This window comes from Glaciecola sp. G7-5 (assembly GCF_055808975.1).
Genome location: NZ_CM147892.1, coordinates 3,759,085 through 3,784,431, shown reverse-complemented (window position 1 = coordinate 3,784,431; position 25,347 = coordinate 3,759,085). Strand labels below are relative to the sequence as shown.

Sequence of the window (25,347 nt, the reverse complement as noted above, 5' to 3'; positions counted from 1 at the left end):
TTGCGCAAGTGCTATATGCCTCATTTGTCCATTAGTTAATTGTATATTCACAAATAATTCACATAAATTTGTATTTCATTAACAAATGAGGGACATTGTAATAAAAACAAAAGTGAGAATCTTGTGGAAAGAAATAAGGATATTAGTAGCGCAAATGAACCCTCGGTCGCATATAGACGATATGTGCTACTAATACTTACCTTAGTATACGCGTTCAATTTTATTGATCGCCAGATCTTAGGAATTTTATCTCCTTTTATTAAACAAGATTTGGGCTTGAGTGATTTTCATTTAGGCTTATTGAAAGGCTTTGCCTTTGCGCTACTGTATACGGTGGTGGGTATTCCTATTGCTTGGTTAGCCGACCGTTACAGTCGCGTGAATATTGTGACTATTTCACTTACCGTTTGGAGCGGATTTACAGCGCTTTCTGGCTTTGCTAGTAATTTTACACAATTAGCCATCGCGAGAGTGGGCGTGGGGATTGGTGAGGCAGGTGGTAGTCCACCATCACACTCAATGATATCCGATCTTTATAACCCTACAGAACGTGCTAAAGCCTTAGCAATATATTCTTTAGGGATACCATTTGGCATTATGGCTGCCTATTTTGCTGCGGCGTTTTTTTTATCTGGCGGGCAAACAGATTGGCGCTCAGTAATGATTGCAGTAGGCGTGCCGGGTATAGCGCTTGCTATCCTAATGAAGTTGACCGTCAAGGATCCTACTCGTGCCATAGCCCCTAGCGGATCAACGGCTAGTATGCGTTTTTCACAAGCGCTAAAAACCTTGTTAAAAATACCTACATGGTGGGGAATGTGTTTAGGTATTTCCTTTGGGTCTTTTGGTAATTATGCGATTTCTACCTGGATCATTGATTTTTATGTTCGTATTCATAGCGATATTAATATTGGTCATCTATTAATAGCCTTTGGTATTGTGAATGGTACTGCGTATGCGCTAGGTGTTTGGTTAGGTGGCGTTATTGCAGATAAATGGGGTAGCGTAAATCGACGGGGTTATGCACTATTGCCAACCTATGCGATGATTATTGGGGTGCCGTGCTTTATGATATCGCTTTATGTCGGCAATGGCTGGCTTTCGATTGCATTTCTTACCGTGCTCTTATTTACCAGTGGTATGTACTTAGGCCCATGTTTCGCTATTGCGCAAACGCTTGCCCCAGTGAACGCCAGAGCCATGTCTACAGCTTTGTTTTTCTTTGTGCTAAATATTATAGCCTTAGGCGGAGGACCGACGTTGGTTGGTTATTTAAGCCAAATGTTTACAGAAACGATGGGTGAGGCTCAGGGGCTTAAACTCGCGTTAACGCTTTTAGTGGTGCCGTATGTATTATCTATTCTAACGTTTTATTGGTCCTCAACTAAGATAGAAAAAGATTGGGCAGAAGCGGAGTCGCGCCAAGCAAAAGCATAAGCTAATTAGGTCGAGTATTTACTTACAATGAAAAGCCCACTGTCTATAAAACAAGTGGGCTTATTATTTTTTTCCGCCTTAATTAATAAAATAATGCAACGAGTGGACCTTGCTTGCGCTCTTGTTTTTGTTTCTCTAAAATCGCCAACTCTTCTGCATTGGCAAAGTATGCATCCCAATAAGCTAATTTTGGCTTCATGAGTGAAAACCATAGCGGCGGGATTAGGGCAATCGCGATTGTTGAAATATAACCGCTTATCATCATCGGGGCTTCAGGCATTGGCTGTAATTTTTCAAAAGGTACTGCGCCTTGGGCATGATGGTGAGAATGCCTCGGCAGGTTAAACATTGCCCAATTTGAAATTTTTCGATTAGAATTCCAAGAGTGTTTGGGTTTGACTGGCTGACGAGGATCTCGCACGATCCCGTAGTGTTCCATGTAATTTACTATCTCAAGAATACACTTTCCCGTTAAACCAATAGCGGCTAAAAACAATGTGGCTTGCCATCCTGCGAGAATACCAACAACAAGCAGATAGAAAATTGACATTAGCCAACCTCTAATGACTCTATTGTGTGGGCTAAATATAGTAGATTTTTTTCGGCTAAGGCGCGTCTTTTCTATTTTCCACGCTGAGACGTTGGTACCCATTATTGCATAGAGTATGTGCGCGTAGACATTGCGGCCGCGCGGAGCGGTAACAGGATCGGCTAGCGTCGCAACTTTTGCATGGTGATGATAAACATGCTCAATAGAAAAGTTTGCGTCTAATGTAAGGCTCATTAACCAACGACCTAGACAAACATCCCGCTTACTGCCAACACGGTGGACTAATTCGTGACCAACAACGGTTGTTATTCCACTTAACATTAGACCACAAAATACAACTGCGACACCTAGTTCTACCATGCTAGTGTTTGCTTTCGCCTGCGCAAAATCATAAGCAATAAATTGCGATAATGATTGCATGATTGGCCATTCATATGGGCTTACTAGCCACGCTGCTATGCTCAATACAATGATGCTTAAGGGAACAGACCCGTACAGCATTACATTAATGACCGATTTGTTAGAAAGTGTGGGTGTACTTAAATCATCGCCTAAAAGTGCATCACCAATGACATATATTCCTGCAAACACAGCAAAGCCGATTAAAATAAAATAATCAGCAAACAATAAGCAGGTGCAAGCAAGTAAGACAATGAAGTAATAATGGAAAAATTTTAAGTAGTGCAACATACAACGAACTCCTTATGACAATATGATCATTGTGAGCGCTTTTTTAATATCGCGTGAGCACATGTGGTGTCAAAAATGAGTCATTTATTGCCATTTGGCAGAAAAAGACGTATATTTTGCTATCAAACAATTCTGAGTAATGAACTTGCAACGATGCAATATATCCCGCTTTACTATTTAGGCCATTTAATAGAGGCACTGCAAGATCTCGATTTCCCGATTGATGATTGGTTAGCCGTCCAGGGCATTACTAAATCCAATTTATATTCTTCAGATACTAAGATAAGCCCTTTACAGTTTGACCAACTATTGCAAGTCGCGCTTTCTCATCAGAGTAGGGCGCATTTGGGCCTGACTGTTGGTAAAAAATTACAAATTGCCCATCATGGAACCTTTGGTTTGGCGCTACTAAATTGCGAAAGCATTGAACAAATGATTAAGTTTGTGCAACGTTATTTAGTCATTCGAATTCCTTTTATTGAAATTAGTATAGTGGAGATAGAGGATGAACTTGTTGTCCTTGCGAAAGACGTGCATTGGCAGGATGAATTACACCGCTTTGTGATTGAGGCTGTTACTGGTGCCGTGCTTAATATCTTTTCTGCTCTTTTGCAATCAGTACCGAGTTTATCGATATCCAGAATATTTTTTGATTATGAAGCACCTAGCTATGTAGAAAAGTATAATTACTCAACGGTTAAAAATATTGAGTTCAACCATGGCTACTGTGGTATTGCTTTTAATAAGCTAAGTTTGCGCCTAAAAATACCGAACGTCGACAAACTAAGCTTTATTCAAGCAGAAAAAGCATGTGAACAAGAACTTGAAAAATGGCTGCAGTATGCGAGTTTTAGTGGCAAAGTACAGCAATGTTTGATGCAATATCAGTCTTCTAGGCCTTGTTTGGAAGATGTTTCTTCGTCTTTGAACGTGAGTCCAAGAAGTTTGCATAGATACTTGAAAAACGAAGGAACAAACTTCAAAAAGATGCTCGATGAGCACCAAGCTGCGGTCGCAAAAGAATGTTTATTGATTTATGGCTACTCAGTGACACAAACCGCAAGTACCTTGGGATTTGTCGATATCGCTAATTTTCGTCGCGCTTTTAAACGCTGGTTTAATTGCACTCCTTCACTATTTATCGCAAACAATAAGACATAGGGCAAGTATGACGACAACACAAAGTACTTTAGTTCATTTTGCACATGCTAATGGTTTTCCTGCGGGTTCGTACAAGAAACTATTTGATAATTTACCCAATGAATTTGAGATTATTGCGATTGATAAAATGGCTCACAATCCGCGCTACCCGTTAAACGATAATTGGGAGAATCAAGTAGCAGAGATGATTGAGTTTGTGGAACAAAACAAAGGAAGCCACAACAAAGTGGTGGCAGTAGGGCATTCGTTTGGCGCGGTAGTTAGTTACATGAGTGCCTGTTTAAGGCCAGATTTATTTTCCGGCCTTATCATGCTCGACCCTCCTTTAATTACGGGTTTAGCTCGCTATATTTTTAGATTCGCAAAAGGCAATCGCTTGATCAACAAAATCACCCCTGCGGGTATAACCGTGCTAAGGAATAGGAAGTGGCATGCTGAACATGACTTACATCATTACTTTGCAAAGAAAGCTTTATTTAAAGATTTTGATCCTGACTGCATAAAAGACTACGTGAAATCGGTCACAAAATTACATGAGGATCATCTACATTTGAGTTTTGATGTTGACACTGAAGCAAATATTTTTCGCACTATTCCGCATAATTTGCCTAGTTTTGCAGGTAAACTTAAGATTCCAGGCGTACTCATTACTGGTAAGCACACCGATGTTTGTGTACCAACATTGCGCAAGCCCTTTTTGCGAGCGAATCCGCATATCAGGCATATAGAAAGTAAAAAAGGGAAACACATGTTTCCCTTAGAATATCCACTCGAAGTGGCAGAGCTTATTGCAGAGTCAATTAAGACGTTGCAAGAATAAAGCCCATATTTATGACTTTTTAAGTGCCGCGAGCATTTCTCTTGTTACTAGCACTACGCCTTTTTCAGATACTCTGAAACCACGTGCTCGGTCATCATCGTGATTTACCCCAATGTGCATATTTTCTGGCACGATGGCGCCACGATCAATAATCGCTTTTTTGATAATACAGCTTTGCGCAACCTCGACCTCGGGTAACAACACTGATTCTTCTACGCTAGAGTAAGACATGACTTTGACATTAGAAAAGCATACGCTTCGGCGCACAGTTGCCCCAGATATAATACAACCACCCGAAACAAGTGAATTGAGTGCTTCACCACGTCGGTCATCTTGTTCCCATACAAATTTAGCAGGGGGAAGTTGCTCTTGATAAGTCCAAATTGGCCATAATTTATCGTAGAGGTTTAGTTCAGGAATAGGCGCCACTAACTCCATATTTGCTTCCCAAAAACTATCTAGAGTCCCTACATCACGCCAGTAAGAGTCATTTTTGGCACTTTTCATAAAGTCAAAGGCACATACTCGGTGATTGTCGATGATGCTCGGGATAATATCTTTCCCAAAATCATGGTCGGAATTTTCATTTTTAGAATCAAGTTCTAGTTGTTCAAATAGAAATTCAGTATCAAATACGTAATTTCCCATAGAAGCTAGGCAGGAATTAGGGTCATCAAGCAATGGCGCAGGATCGCTGGGCTTTTCGATAAAACCAGTCACCTGATTATTCTCGTCAACCCCAATTACGCCAAAGGCGCCCCTGGCTTGTTCGATGGGCACTGACATACAACTTACTGTCATTCTGGCACCCGATTCAACGTGTTGCGCCAACATGGGGCCATAGTCCATTTTGTAAATGTGGTCGCCCGACAAAATCATGACATACTTGGGTAACTCGTCACGTATGATATCAATGTTTTGATAAACCGCGTCAGCGGTGCCTTGGTACCAGTCTTCCGAAAAACGTTGTGAGGCAGGCAGTACTTCGACCGACTCGCCTAATTCTTTCTTAAAATGTCCCCATCCGCGCACGAGATGTCTAATAAGACTATGAGATTTGTATTGCGTAAGTACGCCTATATTACGAATGCCAGAGTTGATGCAGTTTGAGAGAGGAAAATCGATGATTCTAAATTTACCGCCAAAATATAAGCCTGGTTTCGCTCGCCAGTTGGTCAGTTCATACAGTCTCGAACCTCTTCCACCGGCAAGGACTAATGCGTATGTGTCACGTGTAAGATTACTAATATAACGATTATTAGGTTTTTCCATAATTTATTTTCATTAACTTCTTATTAACGTATCTCCATACTAAGTCACTTTTTTCTATAGAGCAATAACTACTTAAGTCGCGATTTCATGTATTGCTTGATATAAATCAAAACCTTTTCTAAAAATTGACAGTAATAATAAGCCAAAGTATCAAGAGAACAAACGTGATAAATAACCCAAGACGCATCGGTCTTTCTTCAATTGCCAGCAAAGTAAGTGATTTACTTTTATCTCCGAAAACAACCTTACCGGCTTTATTAAATCTTGCTGGTGCCCCTGTGTTTTTGACTTCTTTGCTTGTCCCGATACGTGAATCAGGTGCGCTTCTTCCTCAAATTTTGTTTGCATCGCTTCTTAGCCGTTATCCGCACCGTCACAGAGCGTGGCGATTAGGTGCGTTTTCTCAATTGCTGTGCAGCCTTTTGATGTTATTAGCGGGTTTCTTTTTATCAGGGATGCTAGCGGGTGTGGTGATCGTATTATGCTTGGCGCTATGGAGTATTAGTCGTGCTTTATGTTCCTTAACCATGAAAGACATTCAAGGAGTACATATAGAAAAAGGCGCAAGAGGGCGTTTAGTGGGCGCGGCCTCTAGTATTTCTAGTTTTATTGCCATGTTCGTCGCTTTCACGGCTTGGTACATTGATAGCATTGGCAACCAGATGGGGAGTGACAAGTTGCTCGCAATTGCCGCACTTGCATTGGCTGCACAGTGTTTTTGTATTTTTATTTTGTGGCCTTTAAAGACCTGTGTCGATGCGCCAGACGAGAAGAGCAACGAAGACAAGAACGGCCCGGCGCTTTTTACCATGATTCTAAAAGATAAATCATTAAGAGATTTTATTGTCATGCGAAGCTTATTATCGCATTCTGCGTTACTTGCTCCACTGTTCACTTTAGCTTATAGCGGTGGCGCTATTTCTATATTGTCATTTTTGATTATTTCCCAGGCTCTCGCCGGTACCTTGACTTCTTATATTTGGGGTAAGCTAGCTGATAGAAGCGCCTTACACTGTATGCGGGTGGGCGCGGCTATCGCAATTATTGCTGCTGCCAGTTTGATCATCGTTAGTCTAGGTTTTAGTGAACTGTTGGATGAGTCGTGGATAATTATTACTTTATTTTTTCTCTTGGGCGTAGGGCACAACGGCGTGAGAACAGGTAGGAAAATATATATTGTAGACATCGCCAATGGACATGAGCGGACCCAATTTGTGGCCACTAGCAACACGGTTGTTGGCGTATTTATTTTAACAGCGGGCTTGTTGTATTCATTTCTATCTTTTTACAGCGTAAATATATCGCTTTTCGTGATGTTCGTAGCCCTTGTACTCGGCTTGGCGTACAGCGTTAAAGTAAAAAAAGAAAAGTAAACCGAGTCAATGTGTTAACGACATTGACTCATTAATGCAAGTCCTACTTTGGACTGACTGCTACGATTTAGGCGAGTACTTATCTTATCGCCAACTTTTACCAGTTTAGCTAAGTCTATGCCCGTTGCTATGCCCATATTGTTTAGCATATAAACTAAGTCTTCTGTTGCTAAATTGCCTGAAGCGCCAGCTGCATATGGGCATCCACCTAGCCCTGAAATAGAAGAATCAAAGGTGCTAACGCCTTCTTGTAGCCCGATTAATACGTTTGTTAATGCTTGTCCGTAGGTGTCGTGGCAGTGCAAAGCTAATTTATCACTGGGTATCTGTGACATCAATAACGCTAAAAGCTTTTGGGTTTTAAGTGCAGTGCCAACACCAATGGTATCGCCAAGAGATACTTCGTAGCAGCCTAAGTCCAGTAAGGTTTGGCTGACCTCTAGTACCGCTTGCGGCGATACTTCACCTTCATATGGACAGCCTAAAACACAAGATACATAACCACGTACAGGAATATCGTCTTTGTGTGCTTGAGCAATTACGTCACTAAAGCGTTCAATGCTAGTCGCGATATCACAATTGATGTTTTTCATTGAAAAGGCTTCAGACGCACTTGCAAAAATAGCCACGGTGTCAGCCTTAGCCGCTTTTGCTCCTTCATAGCCTTTCAAGTTAGGTGTCAATGCACTATAAATTATGCCTTTTTTACGCGAAATGTTGGCCAAGACTTGATCCGAGTTGGCCATTTGAGGGACCCATTTAGGGGACACAAAACTGCCTGATTCAATATGTTTTAGCCCAGTTGTGCTTAGACTATCGATTAATTCGACTTTATCAGTCACACTCAGAGCTTGTTTTTCATTTTGAAGCCCATCTCTGGGACCAACTTCAACGATATTCACTTGTTGAGGATAATTTTCGTGCATATTTCTCTCAATATAGGTATTGAATACTATTTTTCTTCGTCCGTCTCGGCGACTAAGCTTATAAGTACTTGACCGCCATCGACTAAGTCACCAGCATCAACAAAACAAGATGCTACCTTTGCGTCAAATGGAGCGCGTAAACTGTGTTCCATCTTCATCGCTTCTACCATGACCAATAGGTCATTTTTAGCGACAATTTGGCCTTCTTTTACATTCATGGCAACGACGGTGCCATTCATCGGCGCTAGGATGTCACCTGCATGAACTTGTTCACCTTGGGTACCTAAATCGAGGATTGGCTTGTTCACTTTGAGTAAACCAGTGTGGTCCAGTAACCATGCGGTATCATTATTCTCAAAGATTTGATATCTCGCTATATGAGAGGCAGTCTCAACCTTCAATTTGCCTGCGCTTTTGCTAGCACTGTAAATGTAATCTTGTTGATTGATGCACACTGACCAAGTAGATTCACTTAAATGGCTTTGTACATATTGGTATTCTTTATCAAATAGGCTGAAGTTTAGCGTTTCCTTACGATGATGATTTAAACGAAAACCAGGATAATCAACAATGTGTGTACCTTGCCCACTGCCGTTTTCAGGCTGGTCATTTTCCACGCTTAACATCGCACAAATGGCAATGATTGTGTTTGTATCAAGCTCGTTTTCGTCATTGCCTATGTTGCTAGGTGTGTCAGCAATTATACTTGCATGGCGCTCAATAAAATCGGTGGTCAGAATGGCATCTCTAAAGGGGGCGCTATTTGCTACTTTCACTAGATAGGGAATGTTTGTGGTTACACCGCAAATCATATATTGCTTTAGACTCTGCAGTAGCAAAGCTAGTGCTTGGTCTCTTGTTTCAGCCCATACTACAAGCTTGGCGATCATTGGGTCGTAATAAATTGACACTTGGTCTTGCGCAACAACGCCTGAATCAATGCGCACGTGTTGGCTTGTTTTAGGTTCAATTAAAGCTTCTATAAGCCCTGTGGATGGCAAGAATTCGTTGTCAGGGTCCTCAGCATAAATCCGGGCTTCAAAGGCGTGTCCGTTGATGCTCAACTCGCTCTGTTGTTTTGGTAACACAAGGTTGTTGGCAACCGCTATTTGCCACTCTACTAAATCTTCACCGGTAATAAATTCGGTTACAGGATGTTCTACTTGAAGACGAGTGTTCATTTCCATGAAGTAAAAAGAGCCGTCTTTATCGAGTAAGAACTCGACTGTGCCCGCACCGGTGTAATCAATAGCAAATGCTGCTTTTAAAGCTGCTTCACCCATTTGTTTTCGAAGATCTTGAGTCATGCCTGGCGCTGGCGCTTCTTCGATAATTTTTTGATGTCGGCGCTGCACAGAACAGTCTCTTTCAAACAAATACACGCCATTGCCGTGATTATCACAAAAAACTTGAATTTCGACGTGGCGAGGTTCTGTAAGATATTTCTCTACCAGCATAATATCATCGCCAAAGCTGTTCATTGCTTCTCGCTTGGCTGCATGCAAAGCTTCAGTAAACTCTTGCTCTTTGGATACTTGGCGCATACCTTTACCGCCGCCACCGGCCGCAGCTTTAAGCAATACTGGATAGCCCATACTATTCGCTTGTTCATGCAAAAATGCTTCGTCTTGATTATCTCCGTGGTACCCAGGCACTAGCGGCACCTTGGCAGCTTCCATTATTGTCTTGGCTGCAGACTTTGAGCCCATAGCTCGAATGGCTGCTGACTTTGGCCCTATGAAAATGATGTTATTCTGCTGGCATTTGTCAGCAAAATCCGCATTCTCCGACAAAAATCCATAACCTGGATGTACTGCGTCAACACCAAGCGCTTTGGCTTTTTCAATAATGAGGTCACCATTTAGGTAACTTTTACTCGCGGGAGCTTCGCCCAGGCTTACTGCTTCGTCGGCCATTTTTACATGCTGTGCGTTGGTATCAGCATGTGAATAAACAGCAACCGTTGCTATACCGAGTTTACGTGCACTTTTCATTACTCTGCACGCAATTTCACCGCGATTGGCGATAAGGATTTTTTTAATCATGTGTGTCTATCCAATTGGCTGGTCGTTTTTCAAGAAAGGCACTAAGTCCTTCTTTGGCCTTCAGCAGAAACGCGCACAGCAGCTATCTGTTTGCTTGTAGATTGTAGTAAGGCCTCATTGATAGGCTGGTAAGCGACCTGATCAACTAATGCTTTTGCTAATGAAACTGCCACAGGTCCGTTCTTTAACAGACTAGAAGCAATATTCGCGATCTCAGCGTCAAGTTGGTCTTCGCTAACGGTTTCACTCACCAAGCCAATTCGCCTAGCACGCCGCGCTGATATTACATCTGCCGTCATAAATAAGCGTTTCGCAATACGCGGGCCAACTGCATTAATTACATAGGGTGATATCGTTGCTGGAATTAAGCCGAGTTTCACTTCACTCAAACAAAATTTACTCATTAGACTTGCTATGGCGATATCACAACAAGCTACTAAACCTACTGCGCCGCCAAATGCGCTTCCTTGAATTTTTGCAATAGTCGGTATAGGCAAATTGTAAAGTTTCGATAGCATTAGGGCTAATTGCTGCGCATCAGCTAAATTTTCTGCCTCGCTGTAGGATGCCATTTTTTTCATCCAATTCAGATCGGCGCCAGCGCTGAACGATTTCCCTGTAGATTGCAATATCATGACGCGAACACTATCGTCGTTCTCTATTCTTTCAAAGCATTCTATTAATCGAGAGATAACCTCTTCGTTAAAGGCATTATGCACTTCGGGGCGGTTAAGCGTAACCGTTGCAATGGCACTTTCTATACTTAATTCTACCTGGCTCATGTCACTAATCTCATTAAATTTTTGTTGGCATAAATATCGCCTAAACTTGCTATTTAGCGCACTGTTTACATTCTAAAAATACCAAATTTAGTAGCGTTTACACTTTTATTATTCGCAGCGCTAAGTGCAAGACCGAGTACTTTACGTGTATCTGCAGGGTCAATAACGCCATCATCCCACAATCTTGCTGAGGCATAATAGGGATGTCCTTGACGCTCGTAGGTGTCAACAACCGGTTTTTTAATAGCGTCAATTGCTTCTTTACTTAAAGTCTCGCCGTTGCGATGTGCTTGTCCTTCTTTTACTTGTGCTAGCACGCCGGCAGCTTGTTCGCCGCCCATTACTGAAATGCGCGCGTTCGGCCACATAAATAAGAAGCGAGGATCGTACGCTCTACCGCACATACCGTAGTTGCCGGCACCAAAGCTTCCGCCTATAAGGACCGTCAACTTAGGCACTTGTGCACAGGCAACCGCTGTAACCATTTTGGCGCCGTGTTTAGCAATACCACCTGATTCGTATTGTTTACCAACCATAAAGCCGGTAATATTTTGTAAAAACAGCAAAGGAATATTACGTTGGCAACAAAGTTCGATGAAATGAGCACCTTTTTGCGCGCTTTCGCCGAATAAAATGCCATTATTGCCTAATATGCCGACTTCGAAACCTTCGATGCGCGCAAAACCGCAGACAAGGGTGGTCCCATAAAGTGCCTTAAATTCATGAAAATCGCTGTCATCTACTATTCGAGCAATGATTTCTCGGACGTCATAGGTTTGTTTGCTATCTTTGGGAATTATCCCGTAAATTTCGTCAACGGCGTAGCGAGGAGGCACACTTGGTCGGCGTTGTAAGGATTGCGGATGCTGTTTGTTAAGTCGCGCGACGGCATCTCGGGCGATGCTCAACGCGTGTTGATCGTTATTTGCAAGATGATCAACCACCCCTGAAGTTCGACAATGCACATCGCCACCGCCTAACTCTTCGGCGGTAACAACTTCACCAGTTGCCGCTTTAACAAGAGGAGGACCGCCTAAAAATATCGTTCCTTGTTCTCGCACAATAATCGATTCGTCAGCCATTGCCGGTACGTATGCACCGCCTGCTGTACACGAACCCATAACAACTGCAATTTGCGGAATGTTTTGGGCAGACATATTCGCTTGATTGAAAAATATGCGTCCGAAGTGTTCTTTGTCTGGGAATACTTCGTCCTGACGTGGCAGGTTAGCACCACCTGAATCTACCAAGTAGATGCAGGGTAAATTATTTTCTTGCGCAATCGTTTGAGCACGTAAGTGCTTTTTCACTGTTAATGGATAATACGTGCCGCCTTTCACGGTAGCATCATTCGCTACAATCATGCATTCGATGCCATGAACTTTGCCGATGCCAGCAATCACACCGGCACAAGGAACATTATCATCATAGACTTCCCAAGCTGCAAATTGGGCTATCTCCAAGAAGCTCGAATTTCTATCAATTAAGGCCTCAATGCGCTCTCTTGGAAGAAGTTTGCCTCTGGAAACATGCCTTTCTCTTGAGGCTTCGCCACCCCCTAGCATAATATCAGCGACTTTTTGACGTAAATCGTTTACCTGCAGCAACATATGTTCACGATTTTTGGCAAAGTCGTCGCTTTTAGTATTTATTAATGATTGAATAATAGGCACGTAAAGACTCCTTTATTTAGATTCTTGAAAGAGCTCTCTGCCAATGAGCATACGTCTTATTTCTGATGTACCAGCACCAATTTCATACAGTTTTGCATCACGCAATAAACGTCCTGTGGGATACTCATTAATATAACCATTGCCGCCTAAAAGCTGGATAGAATCTAGCGCCATCTTAGTGGCTAATTCGGCTGAATAGAGGATTGCGCCTGCTGCGTCTTTGCGCGTAGTTTCTCCGCGGTCACAACTTTTCGCAACTGTGTAAACATAGGCGCGAGCCGCATTCATTTGCGTATACATATCCGCAACTTTGCCTTGAATTAATTGAAATTCGCCAATGGATTGCCCAAATTGTTTGCGGTCGTGGATGTAGGGAACTACAGCATCCATGGTCGCTTGCATGATCCCAAGTGGCCCGCCAGACAATACTAAGCGTTCATAATCTAATCCGCTCATTAGCACGCGAACGCCGCCGCCAACAGTACCAAGAATATTTTCTTCTGGGACTTCTGCGTCTTCAAATACTAATTCACAGGTATTTGACGAACGCATACCCAATTTGTCGAGTTTTTGTGCTTGGCTGAATCCTGGGGTATCTTTTTCAACGATAAAGGCGGTAATGCCCTTTGAGCCTGCTGAGGTATCGGTTTTAGCATAGATGATAAAGGTATTCGCATCTGGACCATTGGTGATCCACATTTTGTTGCCATTTAAAATGTATTTATCACCTTTTTTATCAGCGCGAAGTTTCATGCTTACAACATCAGAGCCAGCATTGGGTTCACTCATGGCTAGCGCACCAATGTGTTCGCCACTCACAAGCTTTGCTAAATATTTTTCTTTTTGTGCCTGATTACCGTTTTTCGCAAGCTGGTTAACACATAGGTTAGAATGGGCACCGTAGCTAAGACCAATACCCGCAGAGGCTCTACTAATTTCCTCCATAGCGACAGTGTGAGCCAAATAGCCCATGTCTGAACCGCCAAATTCCTCACTAACTGTTACGCCCAACAGGCCCATTTCACCGAGTTTAGGCCATAGTTGGTTTGGGAATTGATTGTCATGGTCTGCTTTTTCAGCCAATGGTGCAATTTCATTTTGTGCAAAATTGTAAACATGCTCTCTTAGCATATCAATGTCATCACCAAGTCCAAAATTTAAGCTGGGATAGGGCGCGGTAATCATGCAACACCTCTTTTTAGGTCGTTAAGTTCTTCTTCGCAGCGAGATTCAACTTCATCAAGTTCATTCATTAACATTTGAATATCATTAAGTTGTTGTTCTAGAACTGCACGTTTTGTTTTTGTCAGTTGCAGCATTCTTTCTAATTGTGCTGCTGAATTGGGGTTAGTATCATAGAGTTCAAATAATGTACTGATTTCAGCTAATGAAAAACCTAATCGTTTGCCTCGAAGTATGAGTTTCAGCCGAACTTTATCCTTTACGTAATAAATTCTGCTTTGGCTTCGTCGTTCCGGTTTTAAAAGATTCTGTTCTTCATAAAAACGAATAGAGCGCGGGGTAATATCGAAACACTTAGCTAATTCGCCTATGCTGAAGGTTTGTACTGACATATCTTTTACAACTCATTAAACATTGTTATACATAATGGCGTAATATTACTTTACGTTTACGTAAAGTCAAGCTCACGTAAACGTAAAGGGTGCGGTTTGGATTCACTGAGGTATCAGCACTAGAGTACAAGCGCCGCAATTTAAGGCGCTAGGAAAGAATAAGCAGTCGAATTTATTAAATTAGTTTGCAAGGCTGTTAAACAAAATAACAGATGCCTTACTTAGTTGCCGACGTAAATAGGCAGGCCACGCGGCAACTACACCATTGGATCATGTAGCCATTTGCCATCTTCAAATATTACACGGCAACGTTTATGCTCGCGCTCCCCGCGCCATATTTTTTTATTTAATTTGATACTCACACCAGGGAATAGCTCTTTATTCGCTATGACACGTGCTTTTGTTTCAAATTCAAGCTTACGTGCTTGTAATTCTTCTTGCGCCCCGCGCAACCATGCCAGTAACAATCGCTCTGCTTCTACTTCGTTGTTAAGGGCGGCTAATTTTGCTTTCAAGGCTGAAGGGATCTGTGCACTGTTAATCTCGGAAACTTTAGTCTCGTGGTTGCTATTGTTGCTTGATAACTGCGTTAATAATTCGTTTAGAGCGTCACTACGACTAGATAATAAATTATAGCCATCACTGAAATTAACCATCATTGCACTGCCTGAAACAGCGCCGATTGTCCCGGCTTGAACGGTAGCACTACAAAATAGTGTACTCGCAAACAAGTTACCCATAGGATGGTCAATACTTCCTACCGTGATACTGCCTTTTGCTCTTACGCGCGAATATGCTAATTGCTTAGCTACATTGACATTTTTGCCCGCGACAATATCTAAACCTTGCGCATGCTGTATAAAAATATTGCCGCCCGCAATTAGCTGGCAATCTTCATCATGCATTTTTCCTGTGGCACCCTGTGTAATAATAATATCGCCAGCTGAACGTATATACGCCGATTCTACAAAGCCGTTAATGGTGATATCACCTTGTGCAATAATCTCCATGCTTTCAGTGACATCGCCATTCACTATCACTGCACCGCCGTATTTGATATTGCCCGTACCTAGATTTACATCTTTTTCGACGATATAGGTATCGTCAACAGACATAATGCCGTTGTCAAATTTTGCTTGCCCATCCATAGTGGCGAAAATAACACTTTCATTTTTTTGCGATATTGCGGTGTTCGCGCCCAGTATGATGGATTTAATTTTACCGCGTACAGCATGCAATATGTCTCCGGTAACGGTCACGCCTGAACGCCCCCGGGTCGGAGGCATTCGTTTGGCGACTATTGTCCCTGCTGCCACACATAAAATATTAACTAACTCATGCATATCTGTTTTATCACCCAGCAGTTTTTTAGGTGATAAAACGCGTTCAAATGCATTCGCAACGAGGGGTTTTACAGATGAATCTTTGCCATCTTTAGGGGGAAGGCCTTTGGCGATGACTTCAGATATTTTGGCACCTATCTCACTGTCCATTGCAAGTTGTAAAAAGTTTCGTACGCGTTTGCGACTTAAGCCTTTTACTATACCTTTTTCGTGTATCTGCGCTAACAGTGTGTTGACATCGGGTATACCAGACTCTGATTTTTTGGTAAAAGAGAGAGTAGCTGACATCTTATCTTCCGCCACGGTAATTTCAACCTTTGCTTGTTCAATTGAACCAATAACGCTTTCAATAATGTCATTTTGGCCCTCGCTAGTGGCAAGCATCACTTCATCGCTTAAGGCTAATATACTGTCTTTTGAAAGCACGTAGTGTCGGTATGGCGATGTTGCGACAAAGGAAGTAAAGCTTGCTATGTCAAAAAAGCCTTTAAACAAAAGAGGGTCTACAGCAACTAATAGCTGTGTTTTGCTGTCATTGGGAAATAAAGATACGCCTTTCATTAATGATTTAACTCTACTTTAATGATAAATGAACAGACATTACTTTGCTAACGTCCGCGTTGCATGCTCGATAGCATGTTATCGGCCATTTTATGAAAATATTAAATGGTGAGGGGTAGAGTGCTCGTAAGCTTAGCTTATCAAAGTGGGACGTAGGCCCAATCTTTGCCGTCTAGGATGATTTTACACTTACCATATTCTTTTTTTGCGACCCATTGCTTTTTATTCAGTTTTATCGAAACACCTGGATAGACTTTTTTGTCGCGATTACCTTTGCATGCGCATTAAAAGCGTCTAATTTTTGCTTGGATTCTTCTACGTTTAAACGAAGCCAATTAATGAACACTCTTTCGAGTTCTAGCTCTTTAGTCATAAGAGCCATTTTATCTTCTAATTCCTGACCGGGTTTTCGGTTATTGATATTGGCGATTTTTATTTCATGGTCCGCGTTTTTTGATGCGAGATCATCGTAATGTGCGATTAATTTTTCGTGTTTTTCCATCATAGTGTTGTAATCATCACTATAATCTATCAGCAAGCCACTGCCTGAGACGGCACCCACATAGCCTGCCTTAATCGTTTTGGCACAAAAAATGGTGCTAGCAAATAGTTTTCCCATTGGCTGATTTATTTTGCCAACAGTTAAGTTTCCAGCACATCTTATATGTGAATAGGCGAGTTGTTTGTCGACAATCAAATCATTTCCAGCTTGTATACTGACGCCTTGCGCATGCCCAATATATACATTGCCTCCCGCATCAAACTGACAATCGTTGTGTTGCAATTTTCCACTAGCACCTTGCAATACAACAATATCACCTCCCGCTTTTATGTAGGCCGATTCAACGAAGCCGTCGATTGTGATATCGCCACTGGCAACAAGGCGCATTTTTTCAGTGATATCACCATTAACAATAACCGAACCTTGAAAGTCGATGTTGCCTGTAGCAACGTTCACGCCTTTTGTGGTAAAAACATCATCAATGTCGATTTTTTTGCTATTTACTTTAGGTAAGCCTGTAATTTTAGCTAGGACAAGGTTTTCATCTTTGTCATCAATGTATGCTTGTTTGCCATGATGTATTTTACGCCACTTTCCTTGTTCTGCAGGAAGAACATCGCCGGTAACAGTGAAACCTTTTCGTCCATTGGTAGGTGGCATTCTACGCGCAAAGGCCTGATGCATTTGAACACATAAAATATCGCCATAGTCGCGCATGTCTATTTTTTTGTCTGCGCTATATTTAGGTGTTAACACTCGCTCTAAGGCATTAGGGAACAAAGATTTTATGTAAGAGTCTTTGCCGCTACGAGGAGGTAATCCTTTTGCAATTATACGGGTAAACTTGAGTCCACCTTTCGCTTGAGACGCATTTTCGATAAGTTTGCTGATACGTTTGTGACTAATTCCTTTTCTAACTTCACTGCGCTCAAGAAAGGTGTAGATATCTTTGAGTGTTGGCATTTGGCCCATGAACGGGGATATTAAGGTAAGCTCTGCAGACATTTTATCCCCATTAATGCTTACTTCTACTTCTGCATTTTTTACGCTAGCAATAGTAGCGATAATTGGCGACATTTCATTTGCATCTTTTGCTCTGTCTAAGCTTTCACACGCATCAAAAACCTTGGCTTCTTCTAAATAATAGCCAGCAAAAGGCGACAGGTTAAACGCTTGGAAAAGTGTTTTTGCCTCAATGCAACCTTCAATAAGTAGTGGATCTAGCTTGACGATGACCTCGCGTTCGTTTTCGGTCAACCTGAACTCAATGCCCTTCATATACACCTTGCTTCTTTATTATCAAGAGGCTTGTAAAATATTAAATTGTCGTTAATTGCAATGCATACTGCCTTAACGAGTTTAATATCTTCATTTTCTCTGGATATTGTTGATATTGCTGACTTAATTCATCAATACTCGCGAAATATTCAGTTAAAGATAAGCACTCGGTCTTGTTACTTCGAGTCAGTCTATCTTCAATGTGTTGCTGCCAACGCTTAATTTCTTCTTCATTTAATAAGTTCGGAAAATTGCGCGCGCGGTATCGGAAAAACACTTGATTTAAAATATGACTTTCAAACTTGCCGCTATATCCTTCTAACTGCTCTGGAAGTGCGTCTCTAATGGTTTTCATAAGAGTAGTATCGGCAGGCGAAGGAAATTCGCTACTATACAATTGCTCGTCAACATTGCTAGGAATTGGTTTTGGCTTGGTGTCACTAAAAACCTGTTTGCATAACTCACCTAAAAAAGGGAGGGTTGATAATTGTTTAAAGCGTTTAACTGCGCCATCGATATCGATGTTTAGCTCCAATGCTCTATCACGGCCTAGGGTTTTCATAGGAGCAATAAAAGGGCACTTATTAGCAGAGATTGAATACATTCTCGGTTTTTCAACTATTTCACCATCTGACGAGGGGGTGCTTGAAAATAGCGCCTGCTGCAATATTTCACTGTCGTTTTGTGCAAAGGCATCGACGGGACGGCTTAAGTCAATACAGAGCACCGCGTTATTGTTTAAGGGGTGTGCGCACACAGGCATAATGAGTGTGCATGCCCCCTGGTGACCCGAAATAAAGCCGCTAACAAAGACAAATACATTTTTTTGGTACTGCTGCAAGAGCTCGAGGACTTTATGCTTATTGCGCAATTGCCAGTAATACTCATAAAGTTTTACCTGTTTGTTTTTGATGAGTTTGGCTAAGCCAATTGTTGCATGTACATCACTTAGTGCGTCATGGGCAGCTTCATGTCCTATTTCGTTAGCTTTACTAAGTGCTTCTAATGTAAAGCATGGTTTTCCATCATCATATCTTGGCCATTCAATGCCTTCTGGACGCAGTGCATAACAAGCACGTAGCAAATCAATGATATCCCAGCGCGAGTATTGTTGGGCAAATTCTCTTTCATACACGGGGAATAGATTTCTAAATAACATGTGGCGCGTCACTTCTTCATCAAAGCGCATGCTGTTATAACCAGCGACGCAGGTATTGGGAGTTGACATTTGGGCGTATATTTTTTTGCAAAGCTAGGTTCAGAGCTTCCTTTTGCAAGACTATATGCTGGTGTTATTCCGGTGACTAAGCAAGCCATCGGGTGAGGCAAATAATCAAAGGGCATCTTACAAAGCCAGTTTATATTGATGTGATTGTCTATGATTTCTAAGTCAAGGTTAGTGCGAATAGCCGCAAATTGCACTGGGAAGTCCACTCGCGGGTTAACGCCAAATGTTTCATAATCGTGCCAAAGAATGCTAGGTTCGTTCATAATAAGAGGTATTTGTCCACGGCTATTAAGTGTTATCTATTTGCCGATTACTGAGCTTTTTTCTTATATTAGCATCTCAGCTTAGAAAAAATGCTTTGTATCAAGTTGACAGAAATATACTGGCGATATTGAATCTCTTTTATCAATTTAATAATACTTTAAAAACAAGCGCTTAAAATCCACTTCCTCACTAAGTCATTAACTCATATAGTTATTCTTAAATTTTTCTTTTTTTATACTCAATAGACTATTTATTTATGTAAAGCTCACGTCAAATATTTGACGCAGGCTAGGGCGTAGCAGGGGTTATAAGCTTGCCAATTACAACAATCTTTTTGTTCTTAAAAATCTTTTTATATGCTTTTAAGCGATAAACCATGAGGGTAAATTTCTATTATTATGTAAAAAACAATAAGGAGATATACCATGAGAGAATCGATACTACCCAATAGTGATTTTTTCGGTGAGTACGGCCCCAATGATACTGGCATTATGGCGGTCGAACATAGGATTGCACCGTTTTTTTCAATGCGAAAGCTACGCCTCATTTACAATGAGTTGACCAGTTGCCACGAATTTGAATACTCGACTTTCGACGCGTTTAAGCATCAGGTGCTTAATTCAGTCGCGCCTCAACTTGAGTTGAATAAATGGCAAGCTATAGCTGCTAGGCGCTAGCTTTAAATCAACATTTGTAAGTTAATTTACGTAAATCATTGGACAATTACGTAAATCGCTGTAAGACATTGGACATTTTTGACTAATCCTCTTATTCTGCGTGCTTAATTAGAATAAGAGGATTAGCGCATGATCTCGACACCCAGCCATTCAACACTTCACATTAAATCATCAACATCTGTAAAGACAAAAAATATCCGTTTTTTGTTTAGAACAAGACAGTTGATCAGTTTGCTATTTTGCACTGCGATAATACCTACACTGAGTGCCGCGCCACCGGTACATTCTGACAAGACTGAGGCAACAGTAGCCATTGCGATTCATGGCGGAGCAGGGACAATATTAAAGTCGAACATGAGTCCAGAAACCGAAGCGGCCTATATTGCGTTGTTGAGTGAAGCGGTTAAAAAGGGCCACCAACAACTCTTAGCGGGTAAAGACGGCACTGAAGCGGTTACCGCAGCCATTACCTTGATGGAAAATTCACCGCTTTTTAACGCCGGTATTGGCGCAGTATATACCTATGATGCAAAACATGAGTTAGATGCCTCCATCATGCATGGCAAAGAAAAACAGGCTGGTGCAGTTGCGGGTATAACGACGATTAAAAATCCCATCTTGTCTGCGTTATTAGTAATGCAGAAATCACCACACGTGATGCTGACCTCTACTGGTGCAGAAGCATTCTCTGTGATGCATGGCCTAGAAACTGTTGATAATAGCTATTTTAATTCAACGCGCAGGTTTGAGGCCTTGCAAAAGGCGAAGCAAAAAATAGATAGTGAAAATGAACCCACTGCAGCTAGGGTGACCACCAAAGACCTAATTGCTTTTCAAGACTATAAATTTGGCACTGTAGGTGCTGTAGTTTTAGATGCGCAAGGCAACCTTGTTGCGGGTACATCGACCGGCGGGATGACCGCAAAAAGATTTGGCCGAGTAGGAGATTCACCTATTATCGGGGCTGGGACATACGCAGACAATCAATCTTGTGCGGTATCGGCAACTGGTCATGGTGAATATTTCATTCGCCATAATGTCGCTTCTGATATTTGTGCCAGAGTAAAGTATCAAGGCGTAGCCTTAAATGAAGCAGCCGATACGGTTTTATTTGATGTATTAAATGCACAGGAAGGCAGCGGCGGGGTGATAGCCATTGATAGTAAAGGCAACATTGCGATGCCTTTTAACACGCCAGGAATGTACAGAGCGAGTATTGATACTCAAGGTAAGCTAACGGTGAAAATTTACAAAGATTAAATGATTGATTTAAAAAATAAATTGGATGAGCTGTCGACGTGCAGTATTAAAGACGCCTTTCACCTTAAGCGTAATTTGTTGAATGCACAAAAAATAGCTGACAAAGAAAAACAAACACAAGCTTTAGAATCTTGGAATACGAGGCTAAACGCAGCAAAAACAAAGTTAAGCTCACGTGCCGATATAAACTTGCACATAGAATATCCTTCTTTGCCTGTCTCAGATAAAAAGGAAGATATCAAAGCGCTAATTAGCAAGCATCAAGTAGTGATTGTTGCCGGTGAAACGGGCTCAGGTAAAACGACTCAGTTACCTAAAATGTGCATGGAATTAGGGCGCGGCGTGAGAGGTGCGATTGCGCATACCCAGCCAAGGCGTTTGGCGGCGCGCAGTGTTGCCTCTAGAATTGCTGAAGAACTACAAACAAAAGTAGGCGACCTTGTTGGTTGTAAAGTTCGCTTTTCAGATCAAGTATCTGATATTAGTTTACTTAAATTACTGACCGATGGAATGTTGCTGGCTGAAATTCAGCAAGACAAATTACTACTTCAATACGATACGATCATTATTGATGAGGCACACGAACGCAGCTTAAATATTGACTTTTTATTGGGCTATATAAAGCGTATTTTGCCCAAAAGACCCGATTTAAAAGTCATCATCACATCAGCCACTATAGATCCTTTGCGGTTCTCAAAGCATTTTAATGATGCGCCTGTGGTGGAAGTGAGTGGACGAAGTTTTGCGGTAGACATTCAATATCGAGATTATATTGAGCAACAACAAGCGCAAGATCAAACCGAAGCGATAGCATTAGCGGTAGATGAATTATTCGCTCATGATCGAGGTGATATTCTGGTCTTTTTGAGCAGTGAGCGAGAAATCCGCGAGACTCAGCAATTTCTGCAAAAGAAGCAATATAAACATACTGAAGTTATTCCTCTTTATGCGCGCTTAAGTGCCAGTGATCAACAAAAGATATTTCATCCCCAAGGCAGGCGACGCATTGTTTTGTCTACCAATGTCGCTGAAACATCCTTGACGGTGCCAGGCATTAAATATGTTATTGATACCGGTTTGGTGCGAATGTCTCGATATAGCCACCGACTTAAAGTCCAGCGCTTGCCTATTGAAGCTATTTCACAAGCATCTGCTAAACAACGCGCAGGGCGATGCGGCAGGACTTCTGAAGGTATATGTATTCGCCTTTACAGCGAGCAAGATTTTTTATCGAGACCTGAATTCACTGATCCTGAAATTACGCGTACGCATCTAAGTAGCGTTATTTTGCAGATGTTAAATTTGGGGCTAGGTGAGATCCAAGCATTTGACTTTATCCAAGCGCCACAAGAAAAATTCATTACCGACGGCATACGTTTGTTACAAGAGTTACAAGCGGTTAATTTTAAGCAACGACGATTACGCTTAAGCGAAGTAGGTCGCAAAATGGCGCGTTTCCCACTTGATCCTAAATATGCACGCATGCTTTTAGCGGCAGGGCAAACTGATTGTGTTTACGAGGTTATGGTGATTACCGCGGGCCTAAGCGTTCAAGACCCGCGTGAACGGCCTCACGATAAACAACAAAAAGCAGACGAAGCTCACAGTGAATTTAAAGATAAAAATTCTGATTTGATTAGTCTGTTAAATCTTTACCAGAACTTTAAACAGCAACAAAAAGAATTGACGCAAAATCAATTGCGTAAATGGTGTTTGCAGCACTTTATTCATTATCAGCGCATGCGTGAATGGCAAGACATTACGCATCAAGTTAAGCACATGTTGGTATCAGTTGGCCTCAATTTAAACAAGATTGAAGCTGACTACCAAAAAATTCATACCGCGATGGCTATTGGCCTATTGTCGCAATTAGGGCTAAAAGATCTCAATCACGAATATTTGGGTGCGCGCAACAGTAAGTTTAAGATTTTCCCAGGTTCAGCCTTGTTCAAAACCCAACCAAAATGGATTATGGCAGGTGAGCTAGTCGAAACAACCACGCTTTACGCTCGTCAAGTTGCGCGCGTAGAAATGCAATGGATAGAGCCCATAGCTCAGCATTTACTTAAAAAAAATTATGTTGAAGCCCATTGGAGTAAAAAGCGCGGCGCCGTTATGGCGTATATGAATGCCTTACTTTTTGGGCTGCCAATTGTGTCAAGACGCTTGGTTAACTATTCCTCGATTGATCCAGTACATAGCCGAGAATTGTTTATTCGGCATGCTTTGGTGCAAGGTGAAAGCAAATTAAACTATGCTTTTTTACGTGAAAATCAGAGCTTAATTGAGGATATCCAGCTCCTTGAAAAGAAAACACGCCGTCGTGACATATTGGCTGATGAAGAAGACCTTGTCGCATTTTATGACGAACGAGTGAATGCCAATGTTTGTAGCGAAGTTAGCTTTACTAAATGGTGGCGCAAAGCGAGTCAGCAAACGCCTGACTTACTTAACTTTGAAAAACATCAATTGTTAAAACGTGATGCTAGTGATATCACCGAAGAGTCTTTCCCCGATACGTGGCAACAAGGCTCGTTGGTATTGCCACTGGAGTATCAGTTTGAACCGAATAAAGATGTGGATGGCGTGGTGGTGGTCATTCCCATTGAGTTGCTCAATCAAGTACAGAATATTGGATTTGATTGGTTGGTACCGGGTTTGCGCCATGAACTGCTTGTTGCCCTCATCAAATCTTTACCTAAACGCTTAAGGCGAAACTTTGTTCCTGCACCTGATTATGCCAATGCATGTATGCATGATTTAGCGCTTATGGACAAGCAAGGCAATATTCAAAGTATCACCCAAGCCTTTGCGTTGAAATTGTTTCGTATGTCAGGAATACAGCTGTCGAGTGACGACTTTTCAAGTGAAGATTTAGATACGCACCTTACAATGAACTTTAAGGTTGTCGATAGCAAGGGCCATCAAATTGCAGTCAGCAAATCCTTGCCAGCACTTAAAGAACAATTGCGTGAGCGCTTGCAAGATACCATTGATAAAGTAGTGACCAGTGATATTGAAAAGCAGGATATTACGAGTCTAGATATCGAGGCTTTACCTGAAGTTTATACGCAATCCCAAAGTGGTTTTGAAGTTAAAGCGTTTCCAGGACTAAGTGCTAGCGGCAAGCGTATAGACATTAAATTATTTACCAGTGCTCAAGAGGCCAAGTTGTCTCATCAATTGGGGCTGATTAAATTGATAAAAAACAATGTACCGTCGCCAATGAAGTATTTACAAGAGAAACTACCGAATAAGGCGAAATTAAGTCTGTATTTTAACCCTTTTGGCCAAATACAGATGCTGATTGATGACATTATTGATGCTTCTATAAATGATTTGCTACAAGAATTTGGTGGTGCCACTCAGATCCGCAGCCAACAAGGGTACAAGAAAGCGGAAGACAAGGTGCGCATGGCACTGAATGACAAAGCACTAGAGATTGCCACGCAGGTTGAAACAGGCTTGGCAATAGCAAATCAAATTCAAAAGCACTGTAAAGGTTCTATTCCATTAAATTTAGTTGCTCATGTTGGGCACATTAAACAGCATCTATCGCAACTCGTCTTTAAAGGGTTTGTATTTGAATATGGTTTAGCCAAGTTAGTTGATTGGAACCGCTACCTTAAAGGTTTATTACATCGCTGTGAAAAGTTGAAAGTAGATGCTAGCCGTGACCGCATGAACCAGTTAGAAATTGACAAGGCGGTGCGGCTTTTTGAACAGACTAAAACGCAGTTGGAGAAACAACTACGCAAAAGTGATGACTTATACATCGTAAGCGAGATGATTGAAGAATTTCGAATTTCACTTTTCGCTCAACAGCTAGGAACAAAGTATCCAATTTCGCTAAAAAGAATTTCGATTAAGTTGCAAGAACTTGAAAACAGTAGTTGACAGCGTATAACGTAAGTCATATAAAAGTAAGATA

General features: G+C 41.7%; 18 protein-coding genes and 1 pseudogene. 7 read left to right on the top strand and 12 right to left on the bottom strand.

Annotated elements, in window-relative coordinates; translation table 11 throughout:
• Window positions 1–123: 123 nt before the first annotated feature.
• Window positions 124–1,437 (top strand): spinster family MFS transporter, encoded by a 1,314-nt coding sequence (locus AC0L6H_RS16670; protein ID WP_473390291.1) that lies wholly within the window; start codon window positions 124–126, stop codon window positions 1,435–1,437.
• Between the two features lie 82 nt (window positions 1,438–1,519).
• On the opposite strand, the gene AC0L6H_RS16665 is transcribed toward AC0L6H_RS16670, so the two are convergent.
• Window positions 1,520–2,677, bottom strand: coding sequence for an alkane 1-monooxygenase (locus tag AC0L6H_RS16665; RefSeq protein WP_473390290.1), 1,158 nt, complete (start codon window positions 2,675–2,677; stop codon window positions 1,520–1,522).
• 75 nt (window positions 2,678–2,752) lie between these two features.
• On the opposite strand from AC0L6H_RS16665, the gene AC0L6H_RS16660 reads away from it, so the two are divergent.
• Window positions 2,753–3,838 (top strand): AraC family transcriptional regulator, encoded by a 1,086-nt coding sequence (locus AC0L6H_RS16660; RefSeq protein ID WP_473390289.1) that lies wholly within the window; start codon window positions 2,753–2,755, stop codon window positions 3,836–3,838.
• 7 nt (window positions 3,839–3,845) lie between these two features.
• Complete coding sequence (locus AC0L6H_RS16655) at window positions 3,846–4,658, top strand: alpha/beta fold hydrolase (RefSeq protein WP_473390287.1); 813 nt, start codon at window positions 3,846–3,848, stop codon at window positions 4,656–4,658.
• 9 nt (window positions 4,659–4,667) lie between these two features.
• Here the strand turns inward: AC0L6H_RS16655 and glgC are convergent, their stop codons facing one another.
• Window positions 4,668–5,930, bottom strand: a complete 1,263-nt coding sequence (glgC, locus tag AC0L6H_RS16650; protein ID WP_473390286.1) for a glucose-1-phosphate adenylyltransferase — start codon at window positions 5,928–5,930, stop codon at window positions 4,668–4,670.
• A gap of 164 nt (window positions 5,931–6,094) precedes the next feature.
• On the opposite strand from glgC, the gene AC0L6H_RS16645 reads away from it, so the two are divergent.
• Window positions 6,095–7,303 (top strand): hypothetical protein, encoded by a 1,209-nt coding sequence (locus tag AC0L6H_RS16645; protein WP_473390284.1) that lies wholly within the window; start codon window positions 6,095–6,097, stop codon window positions 7,301–7,303.
• A gap of 14 nt (window positions 7,304–7,317) precedes the next feature.
• Here AC0L6H_RS16645 and AC0L6H_RS16640 read toward each other — a convergent pair whose 3' ends face one another.
• From AC0L6H_RS16640 to AC0L6H_RS16595, 10 genes and pseudogenes are all read right to left on the bottom strand, one after another.
• The gene (locus tag AC0L6H_RS16640) at window positions 7,318–8,229 is read right to left on the bottom strand and encodes a hydroxymethylglutaryl-CoA lyase (RefSeq protein WP_473390283.1); all 912 of its coding nucleotides are present in this window, start codon (window positions 8,227–8,229) and stop codon (window positions 7,318–7,320) included.
• A gap of 26 nt (window positions 8,230–8,255) precedes the next feature.
• Window positions 8,256–10,274 (bottom strand): acetyl/propionyl/methylcrotonyl-CoA carboxylase subunit alpha, encoded by a 2,019-nt coding sequence (locus tag AC0L6H_RS16635; RefSeq protein ID WP_473390281.1) that lies wholly within the window; start codon window positions 10,272–10,274, stop codon window positions 8,256–8,258.
• Window positions 10,267–11,056 (bottom strand): annotated as a pseudogene (locus AC0L6H_RS16630) (enoyl-CoA hydratase/isomerase family protein). The gene AC0L6H_RS16635 and the pseudogene AC0L6H_RS16630 overlap by 8 nt, the downstream one beginning before the upstream one ends.
• Window positions 11,057–11,121: 65 nt before the next feature.
• Complete coding sequence (locus AC0L6H_RS16625; protein ID WP_473390280.1) at window positions 11,122–12,729, bottom strand: carboxyl transferase domain-containing protein; 1,608 nt, start codon at window positions 12,727–12,729, stop codon at window positions 11,122–11,124.
• A 12-nt stretch (window positions 12,730–12,741) separates the two neighbouring features.
• Entirely contained in the window at window positions 12,742–13,914 is a 1,173-nt protein-coding gene (locus tag AC0L6H_RS16620; RefSeq protein WP_473390279.1) for an isovaleryl-CoA dehydrogenase, read from the bottom strand.
• Window positions 13,911–14,303, bottom strand: coding sequence for a MerR family transcriptional regulator (locus AC0L6H_RS16615; protein WP_473390277.1), 393 nt, complete (start codon window positions 14,301–14,303; stop codon window positions 13,911–13,913). The genes AC0L6H_RS16620 and AC0L6H_RS16615 overlap by 4 nt, the downstream gene beginning before the upstream one ends.
• 257 nt (window positions 14,304–14,560) lie before the next feature.
• Window positions 14,561–16,207 (bottom strand): DUF342 domain-containing protein, encoded by a 1,647-nt coding sequence (locus AC0L6H_RS16610; RefSeq protein ID WP_473390276.1) that lies wholly within the window; start codon window positions 16,205–16,207, stop codon window positions 14,561–14,563.
• A gap of 232 nt (window positions 16,208–16,439) precedes the next feature.
• The gene (locus tag AC0L6H_RS16605; protein WP_473390275.1) at window positions 16,440–17,987 is read right to left on the bottom strand and encodes a DUF342 domain-containing protein; all 1,548 of its coding nucleotides are present in this window, start codon (window positions 17,985–17,987) and stop codon (window positions 16,440–16,442) included.
• 40 nt (window positions 17,988–18,027) lie between these two features.
• Complete coding sequence (gene sbcB / locus AC0L6H_RS16600; RefSeq protein WP_473390273.1) at window positions 18,028–19,215, bottom strand: exodeoxyribonuclease I; 1,188 nt, start codon at window positions 19,213–19,215, stop codon at window positions 18,028–18,030.
• Window positions 19,155–19,478: an exonuclease domain-containing protein gene (locus AC0L6H_RS16595; protein ID WP_473390272.1), complete on the bottom strand. Its 324-nt coding sequence runs from the start codon at window positions 19,476–19,478 to the stop codon at window positions 19,155–19,157. The genes sbcB and AC0L6H_RS16595 overlap by 61 nt, the downstream gene beginning before the upstream one ends.
• 426 nt (window positions 19,479–19,904) lie before the next feature.
• Between AC0L6H_RS16595 and AC0L6H_RS16590 the strand changes: the two genes are divergently transcribed.
• The 3 genes from AC0L6H_RS16590 (at window position 19,905) to hrpA (ending at window position 25,313) form a co-directional block, all read left to right on the top strand.
• On the top strand, window positions 19,905–20,156 hold the full coding sequence (locus AC0L6H_RS16590; RefSeq protein ID WP_473390271.1) for a hypothetical protein: 252 nt from the start codon (window positions 19,905–19,907) through the stop codon (window positions 20,154–20,156).
• Between the two features lie 129 nt (window positions 20,157–20,285).
• Window positions 20,286–21,416 (top strand): isoaspartyl peptidase/L-asparaginase family protein, encoded by a 1,131-nt coding sequence (locus AC0L6H_RS16585; RefSeq protein ID WP_473390269.1) that lies wholly within the window; start codon window positions 20,286–20,288, stop codon window positions 21,414–21,416.
• Window positions 21,417–25,313, top strand: coding sequence for an ATP-dependent RNA helicase HrpA (gene hrpA, locus AC0L6H_RS16580; RefSeq protein ID WP_473390268.1), 3,897 nt, complete (start codon window positions 21,417–21,419; stop codon window positions 25,311–25,313). It abuts the gene before it with no gap.
• Window positions 25,314–25,347 lie beyond the last annotated feature (34 nt).

Excerpts from the sequence above, each read along its gene's own strand:
- sbcB (WP_473390273.1), bottom strand. The coding sequence starts at position 19,215 with ATGTCAACTCCCAATACCTGCGTCGCTGGTTATAACAGCATGCGCTTT.
- AC0L6H_RS16610 (WP_473390276.1), bottom strand. The coding sequence starts at position 16,207 with ATGAAAGGCGTATCTTTATTTCCCAATGACAGCAAAACACAGCTATTA.
- AC0L6H_RS16595 (WP_473390272.1), bottom strand. The coding sequence starts at position 19,478 with ATGAACGAACCTAGCATTCTTTGGCACGATTATGAAACATTTGGCGTT.
- AC0L6H_RS16590 (WP_473390271.1), top strand. The coding sequence starts at position 19,905 with ATGAGAGAATCGATACTACCCAATAGTGATTTTTTCGGTGAGTACGGC.
- AC0L6H_RS16665 (WP_473390290.1), bottom strand. The coding sequence starts at position 2,677 with ATGTTGCACTACTTAAAATTTTTCCATTATTACTTCATTGTCTTACTT.
- AC0L6H_RS16660 (WP_473390289.1), top strand. The coding sequence starts at position 2,753 with ATGAGTCATTTATTGCCATTTGGCAGAAAAAGACGTATATTTTGCTAT.
- hrpA (WP_473390268.1), top strand. The coding sequence starts at position 21,417 with ATGATTGATTTAAAAAATAAATTGGATGAGCTGTCGACGTGCAGTATT.
- AC0L6H_RS16585 (WP_473390269.1), top strand. The coding sequence starts at position 20,286 with ATGATCTCGACACCCAGCCATTCAACACTTCACATTAAATCATCAACA.
- glgC (WP_473390286.1), bottom strand. The coding sequence starts at position 5,930 with ATGGAAAAACCTAATAATCGTTATATTAGTAATCTTACACGTGACACA.
- AC0L6H_RS16655 (WP_473390287.1), top strand. The coding sequence starts at position 3,846 with ATGACGACAACACAAAGTACTTTAGTTCATTTTGCACATGCTAATGGT.
- AC0L6H_RS16605 (WP_473390275.1), bottom strand. The coding sequence starts at position 17,987 with ATGAAGGGCATTGAGTTCAGGTTGACCGAAAACGAACGCGAGGTCATC.
- AC0L6H_RS16640 (WP_473390283.1), bottom strand. The coding sequence starts at position 8,229 with ATGCACGAAAATTATCCTCAACAAGTGAATATCGTTGAAGTTGGTCCC.
- AC0L6H_RS16635 (WP_473390281.1), bottom strand. The coding sequence starts at position 10,274 with ATGATTAAAAAAATCCTTATCGCCAATCGCGGTGAAATTGCGTGCAGA.
- AC0L6H_RS16620 (WP_473390279.1), bottom strand. The coding sequence starts at position 13,914 with ATGATTACCGCGCCCTATCCCAGCTTAAATTTTGGACTTGGTGATGAC.
- AC0L6H_RS16615 (WP_473390277.1), bottom strand. The coding sequence starts at position 14,303 with ATGTCAGTACAAACCTTCAGCATAGGCGAATTAGCTAAGTGTTTCGAT.